This is a genomic window from Agrobacterium sp. CCNWLW155 (assembly GCF_036888815.1).
In the GTDB taxonomy this organism is placed as follows: domain Bacteria; phylum Pseudomonadota; class Alphaproteobacteria; order Rhizobiales; family Rhizobiaceae; genus Agrobacterium; species Agrobacterium radiobacter.
The window spans coordinates 1,440,917-1,454,944 of the sequence record NZ_JBAKFW010000001.1; the positions used below are offsets into that span (position 1 = coordinate 1,440,917).

The following is a 14,028-nucleotide window of genomic DNA, read 5'->3' on the forward strand; positions in this document are numbered from 1 at the left end:
ACCGCCCTTGTCAGCGGCGCGCACTCGTCGTAAGCCGCATGGCTGGAAAAAACGGGAGGATGACAGCGTGGGCGGACGGTTTCTGTCGATTGGCGAATGCATGGTGGAACTGTCGCAGGCCGGCGACGGGCTGCTGCGCAAGGGTTTTGCGGGCGATACGTTCAATACCGCCTGGTATGCCCGCGCCTGCCTGCCGGAAGACTGGTCGGTCGATTATTTCACCGCACTCGGCGACGATCCGCTTTCGGAAGACATGCTGGCCTTCATTGCCGATGCCGGCATCGGCACCGAAAAAATCCGCCGTATCAAGGGCGGCACTCCCGGCCTTTACCTCATCAACCTGAAGGATGGCGAGCGCACCTTCAGCTACTGGCGCAACGCCGCCGCGGCAAGACAGCTGGCCGCGGACGCGGATCATCTGCGCAAAACGGTCGAAAGCGCCGATGTTGTCTATTTCTCCGGCATCACGCTCGCCATTCTCGCCTCCGCGCATGATGTCGATACGTTTCTGGCGGAACTGCGCCGCGCCAAGGCGGCGGGCAAGCTCGTGGTGTTCGACCCCAACATCCGCCCGCGCCTGTGGGCGGACAAGGACAACATGCTCGAGACCATTTCCAACGGTGCGCGCGCCGCCAAGCTTGTCATGCCGAGCTTCGATGACGAGGCGAGCCATTTCGGCGATGCTTCCGTTGAAGCGACCATCGACCGCTATCGTTCACTCGGCGTCGAAAACATCGTGGTCAAGGACGGCGCCAAGGGTGCGACGCTCGATTTCGGCGGCAGCCGCAGCCACGCCCCGGCGGAAAAGGCTGTGGACGTGGTGGATACGACAAGCGCCGGCGACAGTTTCAACGGCGCTTTTCTCGCCCGTTATGTGACCGGCAGTTCCCCGGAGGAAGCGGCCACCTTCGCCGCAAGGGCGGCGGCAACCGTCATCGGTCACCACGGCGCGCTGATCAGCCCCGAGCTGCTTCCGCTGGTGGGATAGACCCTTCTCTGCCCCTCATTCCTGTGTTTGTCACCGGAAACCGGCCGACGTGCGTCTACGCGGCGGAGAGCCTCCTCTCAGCCGCGTCCCCGCCGTCAAAAGCCCTGACATGATCCTGTAACACGCACGCCGCATATACGGACAGAAGCCGGGCAATGGGGATTCGCCCGCGCGCAGATGAGCAGGATCAGTGTTTCATGACGAGAATCACGATTGTCACAGATGCCTGGCACCCGCAGGTCAACGGCGTGGTTCGCTCGATAGAAAATACCAACACCGAACTGGCGCGGCTGGGTGTGGATGTGCGCATGGTCACGCCGCAGAGTTTTTACAGCATCCCCTGCCCCACCTATCCGGAAATTCGCCTCTCCGTCGCCGGCTATCGCCGTGTGGCGGCGGAGATCGAAAAAAGCCAGCCCTCCTTCGTGCATATCGCGACGGAAGGGCCGCTGGGCTTCATGGCGCGGCGCTGGTGCGTGAAGAACCGCATGCGTTTTTCCACCAGCTATCACACACGCTTTCCCGAATATGTGGCGGCGCGTTTCCCCGTCCCGGAAAGCTGGCTTTACGCCTTCGTGCGCTGGTTCCACAATGGCGGCAACACCTGCATGGTGGCCACCCCGAGCCTTGAGACCGAGCTGGAAGCGCGCGGCGTGCGCAACCTGAAGCGCTGGAGCCGCGGCATCGACGCCGAGCTTTTCCATCCCCGCCCGAAGGCAAAGCTGCCTTTCGACCTGCCGAGGCCGATCTTCATGACGGTGGGACGTGTGGCGGTGGAGAAGAACCTGCCGGAATTTCTCGACCTCGACCTGCCGGGTTCGAAGATCGTCATCGGTGACGGCCCGGCCCGCCATGAATTGCAGGAAAAATATCCTGATGTGCTGTTCACCGGCGTCAAGACCGGTGAGGACCTAGCCGACGCCTATGCGCAGGCCGATGTCTTCGTTTTCCCCTCGAAGACCGACACATTCGGCAACACCATTCTGGAAGCGCTGGCAAGCGGCGTGCCCGTGGCCGCCTTCCCCGTTACCGGACCGATCGACATTCTCGGCGGCAACCCCGCTGCCGGCGCGCTGGACGACAATCTTCGCGATGCCTGCCTGGCGGCGCTTCATTGTTCGCCACAGGCGGCGCTGGCGCTCTCCAAAAGCTACAGCTGGGAAAAGGCTTCAAGGCAATTTCTCGACAATGTCATCCACGCCGCCGGGAAATCGCTGCCGCTGTTATCCCGTTCCCAACTTGCATGAAGGCAATCCCCGAGATTTTCTTTGGGAACAGTGGACGAAACCGAGCGGGAATGTCACAAGGCGATCAGGACGCGACTGCCGTTATCTTTAGAACGGGGTCGGGCTGCTGATTGACGTCAGGCGGCTGCCGCGAGAACACGCTGGCCGTCCTTTTTGCGGATGATACCCCGCCACATCCCTCGAGATGCCGCTTCAGGATAAGGGCAGAAGCTCTTTTTGCTGGGCAGCGCACCAGTGATTGATCTTCTCGACAACATCCTTTGGCGCGATCGGCAAGGCACTGCTGGGTATCACGACCACCGTCCCATGGAAAACCAGCACCAGACTATCCGGTGGCGTGATTGCGAGATGATAGCGCGCCCAGCTCAGTTGCACGGTGTCCAGCCGTGTGACCTGCTTGTAGCCCTGAGGCCCGATCTCGATCTGCGTTTGAGGTGAATACATTCGCTCGTGGGCGATATTCCAGTGAGCGAGAACCTCATAATAGGATTTCGCCTCCCGTCTCGCGCCCTGCCAGATAATAAACCAGATGGCGAGAGCCACGATCGGTGCGGGGGCGAACACCCAATAACCGACCACCGGCCAGACGCCCGGAAACCACGGCAGGCTTATGGAATAGATGAAAGCCGCAGCCAGCCCCGCAAATATCGACAGCTTGACTCGCGCTGAGGAAAAATGGCGAGCCCAGGACTTGTCGAAAATCATGCTGTAATTTTCATAAGCCTGATTTTGATAGCCGTAGACATAGGAAGGGACATGTTTCGGGTCGGGCGTGAAGCTTATTGAAATGGTGTCATCGGCCATAGGAGCACGTCGATCCCGTTCCTGTTGCAGCTCAGTCTGCGTAGCACCGGCGCCCTTATAAATCAAAAGGCCTTTCCCTACCAAACCTTCGGGATCGACGCCGTACCGCGTAACCTGCCTTCACCATGCTCCGGCAAGCGTTTGGCCGGACAGCGGCACGGTCCGCGCCTTGCCATCCCGATCCGTTACCGAGAGCGACGCCGCCATCTGTTTGGGCGATTTGCGGAACCAGTTGGCGGCAACGCTCGCCATATCGCCGATCATCGCCTGTTTGTGCCAGTCGGCGAAGCGCTTGGCCGTGGCTTCCGGCTCGGAGCGGTAAAAGAAATCGCCGGATTGCCCGAGATCGTTGATGGAGGCCGCCATGGCCGAGAGCGGCCGCTGGAACATCTTTGCCGGTACCGCAAGCGTATCGGCCCCTTGCGAAAAAGCGGGCGCCATGAAATCGATCGCCCATCCATCCGCCTCCACCCAGCAGTGGAAATTCTCGCCCGCGCCAGTCACATAACCGTCTTCGCGATGATCGGCGAACAGCAAAACCGTTCCGCCGAGATTATAGGCCGCGAGCCCGCCCTTCGGCACCGCCTTCACCTTGTAATGCTGCTGCAGGATGAACGCGCCGAAGGTGCTGAAATACATGGAGGCCGAAGCAGGATCGGCATTCTGGCTGAGGAGCAGGCTGTTGATGACCCGGTAAATCCTGAAATAGTCGGTCTGCTTGATCAACATGGTTTTTACTCTTCAAAACCGGACAGTGAAATTGGAGCGAGCTGGTGCCCCTTGTTTCTTCTCCCCGCCGGGGAGAAGGTCGCCGCAGTGGGATGAGGGGGCGACGGTCGTGATATACGGAGAGGTTGCCCCCTCATCTGACCCTTCGGGCCATCTTCTCCCCACGGGGAGAAGAAATACGCCGCAGCGCCGAGCTTCAAAAGCGGCGGCCGATTACCGCCTCTTCTTCGCCTTGCTCTCAAACGGATTGTCCGACCCGCGATAATGCACCCGGATCGGCACGCCCGGCATGTCGAAATCCTTGCGCAGACCGTTGACGAGGTAACGCGTATAGCTCTCGGGAATGGCTTCCGGCCTCGTGCAGGAAATCATGAAGGCCGGCGGGCGGGCCTTTACCTGCGTCATATATTTCAGCTTCAGGCGGCGGCCGGAAACGGCCGGCGGCGGATGCTGCGTCGTCTGCGAATCCAGCCAGCGGTTCAGCTTGGCGGTCGAGATGCGGCGGTTCCAGATCTTGTCGGTATCGATGATATTCTGCATCAGCCGGTCGAGGCCATAGCCCGTCTGGCCGGAAATCGGCACGGCGCGGATGCCGCGCGCCTGCGGCAGAAGCCGCTCGGTCTTTTCGCGCAGATCGGCAAGATAGGCCTGCGGGTCTTCGACCAGATCCCACTTGTTGAAGGCGAGCACGGCGGCGCGGCCTTCGCGGATGACGAGGTCAACCAGCTGCAGATCCTGCTTTTCGAACGGGATGGTGCTGTCGAACACGATGACGACGGTTTCCGCAAAGCGGATGGAACGCAGCGAATCCGCGACCGAGAGCTTTTCCAGTTTCTCCGTCACCTTGGCCTTGCGGCGCATGCCCGCAGTATCGAACATCTTGATGGTGCGGCCGCGCCAGTCCCATTCGACCGAGATGCTGTCGCGGGTAATGCCGGCTTCCGGGCCGGTCAACAGGCGGTCTTCACCGAGGAAACGGTTGATGAGCGTCGACTTGCCTGCATTTGGCCGGCCAATGATGGCGACGCGCAGCGGCTTGGTCTCGTCATAAACCGGCTCTTCGTCTTCTTCGTCCTCGCTGCCCGGCTCGCCGCGTGGCAGAACGATATCCGTCTCCGCCTCATCCACCTCAGGCGGGAAAGCGGCGTCTTCGCCGATTGCCTCGACAATGGCGTCACGCAGGTCGATCATGCCCTGGCCATGTTCGGCCGAAATCGGGCAAGGGTCACCGAGACCCAGCGTGAAGGCATCGTAGAAACCGGCATCGGAACCGCGCGCTTCAGACTTGTTGGCCACCAGCACCACCGGCTTGCCGCGACGGCGCAGCATTTCGGCCAGCGTCTCGTCGGCCGGCGTCAGGCCCGCCTTGGCGTCCACGACAAACAGCGTCACATCGGCTTCGTCAATCGCCGCTTCCGTCTGCGCCCACATGCGGCCCTGAAGCGTTTCCGGCCCGGATTGCTCCAGACCGGCGGTATCGATGATGGTGAAACGCAGGTCGACCAGCTTCGCCTCGCCGGGGCGGCGGTCGCGGGTGACACCCGGCGTGTCGTCCACCAGCGCCAGTTTCTTTCCGACCAGACGGTTGAAAAGCGTGGACTTGCCGACATTGGGGCGCCCGACTATGGTGACGGTGAAGCTCATTGATCTTGGTTCCCTAGAGCAAGTCTGCCCAAAACGTTACCTGTTTTGGGCAAAAGACATGCGTAAAATAAAGAGTTAGATCGCTTTGGCAATGCGAAGAAATGCCGGAGCGATCTTGCGTGGCGAAGCGGCGTTAAGCAGCCTTGCCCGAAGCGGTGATGTTGTCGAGCATGATCTGCGCGCGGTTCGTCACGTTGCGCGGCGCCTGCGTGTCGCTGATGATCTGCTCGAACCATTGTTTGGCCTTGGCGAAATCGCCAGCCTTATAGGCGGCGAGACCGAGCGCTTCGCGGGCAGACGCCCGCATGGTCTGGCCGTCGGTGCTCAAGGGCTCCGCAAGGGCGACGACCTGATCATAGGTGCCGTTGTCCACCAGCAGCCATGCCGCACGCACCTTGGCGGTATCGCGGAAGACCTGCGGTGCGGAGGTGTCGTTGCCGATGGCGGTGAAGGCGGCGATGGCGCCGGCCGCGTCGCCCTTCTGCGAAAGCAGCGTGGCCGAGCGGAACTTCGCCAGAACAGGGTAATTGCCGTGACCGGAAGTTTCGAGATCGGCGAAGGCCTTCAGCGCCTCATCCGTCTTGTTTTCCGAAGCAAGTTTCAGCGCCACGAGAAACTGGTCGCCGGAGTTGGAAGCGCGGCTGGTGTTCCAGTACTCGTAGATACCGGCGCCGGCGGCGCCCGCAACCACGAGAATGGCCGCACCCACGACCACGATACCGTAACGGCCCCAGAAGCGCGACAGCTGCTCGGAACGGATCTGCTCGTTCACTTCGCGGATAAAGGTATCATTTTCGTTTGCCATCAAATTCTCCGTTACCCGCGCGGAGATCGTCGCCGATCCATCCGTTCGCGGACATACCAAGCCGCTTACCCGGGTCAGCGAAAGTCAGGCCAACCGGGTCATGGTCGGCCTTCTAGCCTATTTTGCCTGATATGTAAGGGGGAAACGTTGATTTCCTACATGGCGATGGGCTGAACGCCGATCAACCATTCGTGCAGTTTCAGGATGAAAGCACCCCAGAGAACGATGCCGCCGACAACGGCCACCAGATCATAGCGGCTTGAAACGAAGTCGCGGACCACTTTTTCACCCGCGCGTTCCCGGCGCTTCAGCGAAATCCGCATCACCACGCCCCAGGCGAGAAACGATGCGAAGAGGAGGATCGAAGACGTCTCGCCATTCGCCAGAAGATGGGCGAGCGCCCAGATCTTGACGGAAAGGACCATCGGATGCTTGGTCTTCGTCGCAATGTGGCCAGCCGGGATGAGGCTGGCGATAAGACAGATCATCGCGGGCAGCATCAGGGTCACGGCGATGTGGCTCATCCAGACCGGCGGATACCACAACATGCCTGTCTCCTGCCGCGCTTCGCCGAAGGCATAGATGACAAGGCCGAGCGTGACGAGGCTGACAACGGAATAGACGCCCTTGAAAGGGCCTTCGCCCATCGTCGCGATCATGCGGGCGCGAAATTGCGGTGCGACCACCTTCAAAAGATGCGTCAGCAGGAACAAGGCAAGACAGAGTGCGAGAAAAAGCATGGAACACGGTCCCCCGGTGGAACGAAGCGGCCCTATCACCGCAAGTGAGAACAGGAATTAGGCCGAAAGTCATGAAAACGCCAGACTATTCAAAGCTTCGCCTTATTCCACCCGCAAAAGGCCACGGTGTTTCATATGACGGATAACTGATGTTTCGCCCATTTACCGCTTTTTCCCTGTCGTTTCTCGCCGCCCTTCCCGCATTTGCCGAAGAGGCGCAGAAGCCGAAGCAACTCGTCATCGTGTCCTTCGACGGTGCGGGCGACAATACGCTGTGGGAAAGAAGCCGGGCGACGGCGAAGGAGGTCGGCGCGCATTTCACCTATTTCCTCGCCTGCACGCTGGTGATGGACAGGAAGACCAGCGCCAAGACCTATCAGGGTCCCGGCCAGAAGGCCGGCCGTTCCAATGTCGGTTTCGGCCAGTCGCCGGAAGAGGTGGAGACAAGGCTTAGAAACATCTGGGCCGCCTATCGCGAAGGTCACGAGATCGGCAACCACACCTGCGGCCATTTCGATGGCGGCCAGTGGACCGCGGAACAATGGGATGGCGAATTCACCACCTTCACAAGCACGCTGGAAAACGCCTGGCAGATGATCGGCAAGAAGGGCGAAGAGCCCGAAGGCTGGCGCGAGATGGTCAAGAACATCAACGGTTTCCGTGCGCCCTATCTCTCACAGGGCCCGGCGCTGACCGCCGCGCAGAAAAAACACGGCTTCGTTTATGACGCCACCAGCATCACCAAGGGACCGGAATGGCCGGTGGAGCGCGAAGGCATCGAACATTTCGGCCTGCCCCTCGTTCCCGAAGGACCGGGCAACCGCCCGATCATCGCCATGGACTACAATCTCTTCATCCGCCACTCCATCGGCATCGAGACGCCGGATCGTTCGAAAGAATTCGAGGAACGCGCCTATGCCGCCTTCCGCACCGCTTTTGACAGGCAGTATAATGGCGAGCGCATTCCCCTGCAGATGGGCTTTCACTTCGTGAAGATGAATGGCGGCGCCTATTGGAATGCCTATGAGCGGCTGCTGCGCGAGATCTGCCACAAGACCGATGTCGCCTGTGTGAGCTATGCCGAAGCCATGCCGATGATCGAGGCGCGCAAGAAGCAGAAAACCGAGGGCTGAAGCCCTGCAGTTCATGAAAAAGGCGGCCGATTGGCCGCCTTTTTTGTTTGCTCAGGGGCGGTTCGCCGCCAGTTCGCCATCCTCGGCCTCGCGCCGCAGATAGCGCTCATCAATATCCGGAAGCGGCTTGTCGTCGATCGCGGCTTCGAACGCCACAAGACGCTTGTGGATGGAAAGCAGTTCGATGATCGTTGACCAGTAGTTCACCAGATACTGGAAGGAATTGCTGACCTCGCCGAAAGCCGTGGCGATCTGCTGCCAGATGCCCATGGTTATCCGCCCGGCAACGAATGTCGGGATGAGGATGAAGTTCAGGAAGATCGCGTCCAGCTGGCCGTAGGAATAACGCGCGACGTTGAAATAGAGGTAATGCCAGTACATGCGGAAATAATTTTTCCGCACATTGGCGAACAGCTCCCGCACCGTTACGGGATCGGCCCGGTCGACATGGTCTTCGCCATAAACCAGCTCCTTGCGATAGGCTGCCTCCACGCGCTGGTTGCGGAAGTTGAGGCCCGGCAGCTTGATGCCGGCGAGCGCGAGCAGCGCCGTACCGAAGATCGACCAGACGATCGCCAGCCAGAACAGCGCATGCGGAATGGCGCCAATGACAGGCAGATCGCCGACATGTTCCGACATGCGGAACAGAAGCGGCAGGAAGACCACCAGCGTCATCACGGAATTTATAAGCGTGACGCCCAGCCCTTCGAGAATATTGGCAAACCGCATCGTATCTTCCTGGATGCGCTGGGATGCACCCTCGATATGGCGCAGCTTGTCCCACTTCGACATGTAATAGTTGTTCATGGCCGTGCGCCAGCGGAACACATAATGGTTGGTGAAGAAGGCGGTCACCACATTCATCACCACGCCGACGGCGCCAATCTCAAGGAACTTCAGCTGATAGTCGTAAAACTGTGCGGCGGTCACATCGCCCTGCTTGGCAAGCGCATTCTGCAGGAGATCGAAGAACGGGCCGCGCCAGTTGTTCAGCGCCACGGAAACCTGCACCGCAAAATAGGCGATGAAGATGATGAAGGCCGAGCCCCAGATGGACCATGCGGTCCAGGGGTGATCCTTGGCGAACATCTGCCATGTAATACCGAATATGGCGACGAAGATCGTGAAATAGAGATAGAACCACAGATTGTCGGGCGAGAAGAAATAGGCAAGCCCGATGGGTGCGGTCTGTCCGGGTGCCAGCGGCGGCAGGCCGATGGCCGCACCGATCTGCGGGCCGACACTGTACCAGACAACGATGCACACGATTGTCCACAGCGCGGCCGACGTGAAGAAGATTTTCGGTTTGGGAAAGAAGGAATGAAACACGTTTCGAACTCACGCGCGTTTGAAATCAGCCATTATTGGCGAAGCACTAGATGGCCCGAACCTAGGGCAGAAATTTGTGCACAGCAATGAAGAAGCGCTGACCTTAACAAGATGTAAGGCGTGCGCGGCGGACAATCCCCAAGGGAAACACCAGATTAAAGGCAGGAAAAGACGGCCCGCGGCCTAGCTCCGCCGCTCCGTGGCGAGCACTGGCAGCATCAGGAGAATGCTGATGACGAGCACGGCCGAAGCGAGAATGCTGGGCGCGGTAAAACTTCCCGTCACCTCAGCAATCCAGCCGGCGGCAAGCGGCCCGACAATCTGGCCCGTGCCGAAAGCGGCCGTCATCAGCGCAAAGGCGCGGCGCGGGCTCGGCCCGGCAAATTCCCGGCCGAGCTGCAGGCCATAAGCGGTGATGACCATGAAGGTCAGTCCGAGAAGCAGGCCGCCGGCGAGAACACCCGGCACGGGCGGCAGCATCACGGAAGCGAAGACACCGACGGCTTCCAGCGCCAGCACGATCACGAAAGCACGTTTCAGCCCCTGCGATTTCAGCACCGGTTTCCAGAGGAAAAGAGAAATCGCGGCGGCGCAACCGGTGATGAACCAGGCGAGAAACTCAACGAAAGCACCGGCGGCGGCCATGCGCGCTATCGCCACGATGAAAGTGGCGGTGATGACGTAACCGAAGCCGAAAAGCCCGTAGGCGAGCGTCGTCAGAACCAGCGGCCGTGTCCAGCGAAGCGGCGGCTCCGCCACCGCGGATGCATGCCGCGGCGGGCCAGCGGGAAGCACGCGAAAGACGAGAAGAAATGTGACGAAGGAAAAGACCGCGCCCGCAATCCATTCCTCTCTCCACGAGGAACCACCGCCGTCAAAAACGACGCCGATCAGATAGACCGCAAGCGAAGAAATCGCGATACCCGCGCCGACGCCGCCATAATGCAGCGCCTGGATCGTGTCCCTGCCCGCCTTCATGGCGTGGCCGATAACGATTTGCGAGGTGAAGATCATGGTCATTGCACTGGCGACACCGGCAAGAAACCGGATGACGGTGAAAGCCGCGACGGAACTGAAAGCGGCCATGGCAAGAAGCAGCACAGCGGTGGAAAACAGGCCGCAAAGGGCCACCAGCCGCTCCCGCCCCGACCCCCATGAATAGGCGGCCAGAACCGCACCCGTCAGATAACCGGCGAAGTTGCCAGCAGCCACGATCCCCGCATCCCCCGCCGAAAGCGGAACATCCGCCATCATGCCGGGCAGGATGGGCGTGAAGGAAAAACGGCCGAAACCCATGGCGGAGGCCATCATCAGCGCCCCGGAAAATCCGAGTGCGGTCAGATGTTTGGCGGAAAGTGGCTTGTCGATGGTCATGCATGGCTTATCGCAACGGGGCAGATAAGGGACAAGCGAGTTATTTTGATCGGCGTCATAAGCGGTCGTTATCGGTGCGAGACCTCAGGTGAAGGATACGGCGCCGCGCCCTCCAGCCCTCATTTCTGTGCTTGTCGCAGGAATCCAGCCGACGCGCGTCGGCGCGACGAGAGGACTCTTTTCAGCCCAAGGACTTGGGCTGGCTGGATCCCTGTGACAAGCACAGGGATGAGGAGATGGAAACCCGACAGCCCACACCCTCACTCGGCCAGCGTCAGCACCAGCGGCCCGTTCTTGGTCGCCACGACCGTATGTTCATACTGCACCGTCGGCGCGCTCGGATCGCTATAGAGCGTCCATGGATCGTCATCGCCATCCTCGGCCCAATAAGCTCCCGTCGAGAGAAATGGCTCGACGGTAAACACCATGCCTTCCTGCATGATACGGCGCTCGTCCTTGTCCGGCCAGGTCGCCAGTTCCTTCGGCTCCTCATGCAGCGAGCGGCCGATGCCGTGGCTCGCCAGATTGGTGATCAGCGTATAGCGGTTCTTTTTCGCGAAAGCGCCGATGGCATTGCCGATATCGGCAAACGGCCTGCCGGTCTTCACCTGCTGAAGACCCGTCCACATGGCGCGTTTGCCATCGCGGCAGAGGCGCTCGATTTCCTTCTTCACCGGCGGCACGGCAAAAGACGAACCGGTATCGCCGAAGAAACCGTTCTTCACGGCCGAGACATCGATATTGACGAGGTCACCCGCCTTGATGATACGCGGTCCCGGAATGCCGTGGGCCACTTCCTCGTTGACGCTGATGCAGGTTGCCCCGGGGAACTTGTAGCAGAACTCCGGCGCCGATTGCGCGCCATTATCCTCCAGCACCTTGCGGCCGATAGCATCCAGCTCGGCCGTGGTGATGCCGGGTTCCAGCGCGTCCGCCATGGTCTGCATGGCCACGGCGCAAAGGCGACCGATATCCTTGAGCAGAACCAGTTCTTCTTCGGTGGAAATGACCATGTCTCTGTCCGTCGTTCTGTCTGGCGGGTCTGAAAGCGCCCGCCTTGTAATAATCAGGCCGTGGCTTTCACCGGATCGGCGCTCCCCGTCAATTCTTTTCTGACGATCGGGGCGACTTTCGTACCATAAAGCTCGATGCCGCGCATGATCTGGTCGTGCGGCATCAGGCCGATGGCCATCTGCAGCAGGAAGCGATCATTCCTGAACACGCCATGCGCCTTGATGATCTTTTCCGCCACCAGCTCCGGTTCGCCGAGGAAGAGATTGCCCTCCGGTCCGCGCGCCGCATCGAAATGGGCACGGTTCGTCGGCCCCCAGCCGCGTTCGCGACCGATGCGGTTCATCACCTCCGCCTGCGGGCCGTAAAACTGGTCGGCCGCCTTGTCGGTGGTGTCGGCAATGAAACCATGCACGTTGATGCTGGTGCGCAGCTTGGTCTTTTCCTGACCCGCCCTGCGCGCAGCCTCATGGTAAAGATCAAACAGCGGCGCAAAGCGACGATATTCACCGCCGATGATGGCAAGCGCCACCGGCAGGCCCATCGCGCCAGCCCGCGCCACCGATTGCGGCGTGCCGCCGACGGCGATCCACACCGGCAGACGCTCCTGCAAAGGACGCGGATAAACCCCACGCCCATTGATGGCGGGGTGCTTGGTGCCGGACCAGGTGATGATTTCCTGTTCGCGCAGCGCCAAAAGCAGATCGAGTTTTTCGGCAAAGAGCACGTCGTAATCTTCGAGATCGTAACCGAACAGCGGATAGGATTCGATGAAGGAACCACGCCCGGCCATGATCTCGGCGCGGCCGTTCGACAGGAGATCGACGGTCGAGAATTGTTGGAACACCCGCACCGGATCATCCGAACTCAGCACCGAAACGGCGCTCGTCAGGCGAATGTTCTTCGTCTTCACGGCGGCTGCCGCCAGCACAGTTGAGGGCGAGGACACGACATAATCCGGACGGTGATGTTCCCCGAGGCCAAAAACATCGAGCCCTACCTGATCGGCAAGCTCGATTTCCTCCAGCAGATGTTTGAGACGGCGCGCGCCTTCCGGCCCGCGGCCATCGGCGGGGTTGGGATTGACATCCGCGAATGTGTAAAGACCGAGTTCCATAAACGATACCTCTGTTTGCTTGCCTCAGAGATAGGGGCCGACGCCCCCGCAGGCAAATGCAAAATCTGGCGCAAAATCTGGATGCTTAGCTTCGAAAAAATGGATGGGCGCGGCCGGATTCACCCCTCTGTCACCCTCACCCGAAATCGCGATTGCCAGCCCGCCCCCTTTGGGCATACGCTGCTTAAACATGTGCGAAGTAATGCAAAAAGGGGAAAGCATGCATCGGACAGTTATCGTGACAGGCTCTACAAGCGGTATCGGTCTTGCCATCGCGCAGAGATTTGCGCGGGAGGGCGCCAATATCGTACTGAACGGCTTCGGCGACGAGGACGAGATCGAAAAACTGCGGCTGTTGCTGGAAGCCGAAAGCGGCGGGCGTGTGCTTTACCACCCCGCGGATATGACGAAACCGGACGAGATCGCCGACCTCATCCAGTCCTCGCACGAAAAACTCGGCTCGGTGGATGTGCTCGTCAACAATGCCGGCATCCAGCATATCGCGCCCATCGAGGAGTTTCCGACGGAAAAATGGGACTGGATCATCGCCATCAATCTGACCAGTTCCTTCCATACCATGCGCGCCGCGATACCGCTGATGAAGAAGGCCGGCAAGGGCCGCATCATCAACATTTCCTCGGCCCACGGTCTCGTCGCCTCACCGTTCAAATCGGCCTATGTGGCGGCCAAACACGGTATCATGGGCCTGACGAAGACGGCAGCGCTTGAGCTTGCCCAGACCGGGGTTACCGTGAACGCCATCTGTCCCGGTTATGTACTCACGCCGCTCGTCGAAAAGCAGATACCTGAGATGGCCAAGGTGCGCGGCATCAGCGAAGAAGCGGTGAAGAACGACGTGATGCTGGAGCTGCAGGCGACCAAGCAGTTCGTCACCGTCGATGACGTGGCCGCCGCCGCCATATTTCTGGCCAGCGACGCCGCAAGCAACATCACCGGCACCCATATTTCCGTGGATGGCGGCTGGACGGCGCAATAATTGCCAGATTTTCTTTCCGTTATGGAAACAATGAATTGCCAAAACGGAAATCGATATACGCGCAAGAGCGTGCATAGATACGTCAAGATAATCACAAGAAACCGGCTCGG

At 60.1% G+C, this 14,028-nt stretch carries 13 protein-coding genes; 4 read left to right on the plus strand and 9 right to left on the minus strand.

Annotation, left to right across the window (positions count from 1 at the left end; all coding sequences use genetic code 11):
• Positions 1-67 precede the first annotated feature (67 nt).
• Both V6S97_RS07260 and V6S97_RS07265 read left to right on the plus strand, forming a co-directional pair.
• Positions 68-988, plus strand: coding sequence for a sugar kinase (locus tag V6S97_RS07260; protein WP_004430082.1), 921 nt, complete (start codon positions 68-70; stop codon positions 986-988).
• Between the two features lie 197 nt (positions 989-1,185).
• Positions 1,186-2,235, plus strand: coding sequence for a bifunctional monoglucosyl/glucuronosyl diacylglycerol synthase (locus V6S97_RS07265; RefSeq protein WP_004430079.1), 1,050 nt, complete (start codon positions 1,186-1,188; stop codon positions 2,233-2,235).
• A gap of 192 nt (positions 2,236-2,427) precedes the next feature.
• Here V6S97_RS07265 and V6S97_RS07270 read toward each other — a convergent pair whose 3' ends face one another.
• The 5 genes from V6S97_RS07270 to V6S97_RS07290 all read right to left on the minus strand — a co-directional run bounded on the left by V6S97_RS07270 (position 2,428) and on the right by V6S97_RS07290 (position 6,957).
• Positions 2,428-3,039, minus strand: a complete 612-nt coding sequence (locus tag V6S97_RS07270; protein WP_004430076.1) for a hypothetical protein — start codon at positions 3,037-3,039, stop codon at positions 2,428-2,430.
• A 120-nt stretch (positions 3,040-3,159) separates the two neighbouring features.
• A complete protein-coding gene (locus V6S97_RS07275; RefSeq protein WP_111834688.1) occupies positions 3,160-3,768 on the minus strand; it encodes a DUF2026 family protein in 609 nt (202 codons plus the stop codon).
• 213 nt (positions 3,769-3,981) lie between these two features.
• On the minus strand, positions 3,982-5,412 hold the full coding sequence (gene der, locus V6S97_RS07280; protein WP_334426431.1) for a ribosome biogenesis GTPase Der: 1,431 nt from the start codon (positions 5,410-5,412) through the stop codon (positions 3,982-3,984).
• 133 nt (positions 5,413-5,545) lie between these two features.
• Positions 5,546-6,217, minus strand: a complete 672-nt coding sequence (locus V6S97_RS07285) for a tetratricopeptide repeat protein (RefSeq protein WP_020011428.1) — start codon at positions 6,215-6,217, stop codon at positions 5,546-5,548.
• 155 nt (positions 6,218-6,372) lie between these two features.
• A complete protein-coding gene (locus V6S97_RS07290) occupies positions 6,373-6,957 on the minus strand; it encodes an NnrU family protein (RefSeq protein ID WP_060725187.1) in 585 nt (194 codons plus the stop codon).
• Between the two features lie 149 nt (positions 6,958-7,106).
• Between V6S97_RS07290 and V6S97_RS07295 the strand changes: the two genes are divergently transcribed.
• Positions 7,107-8,090 carry a polysaccharide deacetylase family protein gene (locus tag V6S97_RS07295; protein ID WP_060725188.1) on the plus strand — a complete coding sequence of 328 codons (984 nt, stop codon included), beginning with the start codon at positions 7,107-7,109 and terminating at the stop codon, positions 8,088-8,090.
• Between the two features lie 51 nt (positions 8,091-8,141).
• Here the strand turns inward: V6S97_RS07295 and sbmA are convergent, their stop codons facing one another.
• The 4 genes from sbmA to V6S97_RS07315 all read right to left on the minus strand — a co-directional run bounded on the left by sbmA (position 8,142) and on the right by V6S97_RS07315 (position 12,921).
• Positions 8,142-9,419 carry a peptide antibiotic transporter SbmA gene (gene sbmA, locus V6S97_RS07300; RefSeq protein WP_003510363.1) on the minus strand — a complete coding sequence of 426 codons (1,278 nt, stop codon included), beginning with the start codon at positions 9,417-9,419 and terminating at the stop codon, positions 8,142-8,144.
• A 183-nt stretch (positions 9,420-9,602) separates the two neighbouring features.
• Positions 9,603-10,793 carry an MFS transporter gene (locus V6S97_RS07305; protein WP_265613016.1) on the minus strand — a complete coding sequence of 397 codons (1,191 nt, stop codon included), beginning with the start codon at positions 10,791-10,793 and terminating at the stop codon, positions 9,603-9,605.
• A 260-nt stretch (positions 10,794-11,053) separates the two neighbouring features.
• Positions 11,054-11,806: a type I methionyl aminopeptidase gene (gene map, locus V6S97_RS07310; protein WP_003510360.1), complete on the minus strand. Its 753-nt coding sequence runs from the start codon at positions 11,804-11,806 to the stop codon at positions 11,054-11,056.
• A 53-nt stretch (positions 11,807-11,859) separates the two neighbouring features.
• Complete coding sequence (locus V6S97_RS07315; protein WP_003510358.1) at positions 11,860-12,921, minus strand: LLM class flavin-dependent oxidoreductase; 1,062 nt, start codon at positions 12,919-12,921, stop codon at positions 11,860-11,862.
• A gap of 220 nt (positions 12,922-13,141) precedes the next feature.
• On the opposite strand from V6S97_RS07315, the gene V6S97_RS07320 reads away from it, so the two are divergent.
• Positions 13,142-13,918, plus strand: a complete 777-nt coding sequence (locus V6S97_RS07320) for a 3-hydroxybutyrate dehydrogenase (protein WP_003510356.1) — start codon at positions 13,142-13,144, stop codon at positions 13,916-13,918.
• Positions 13,919-14,028 lie beyond the last annotated feature (110 nt).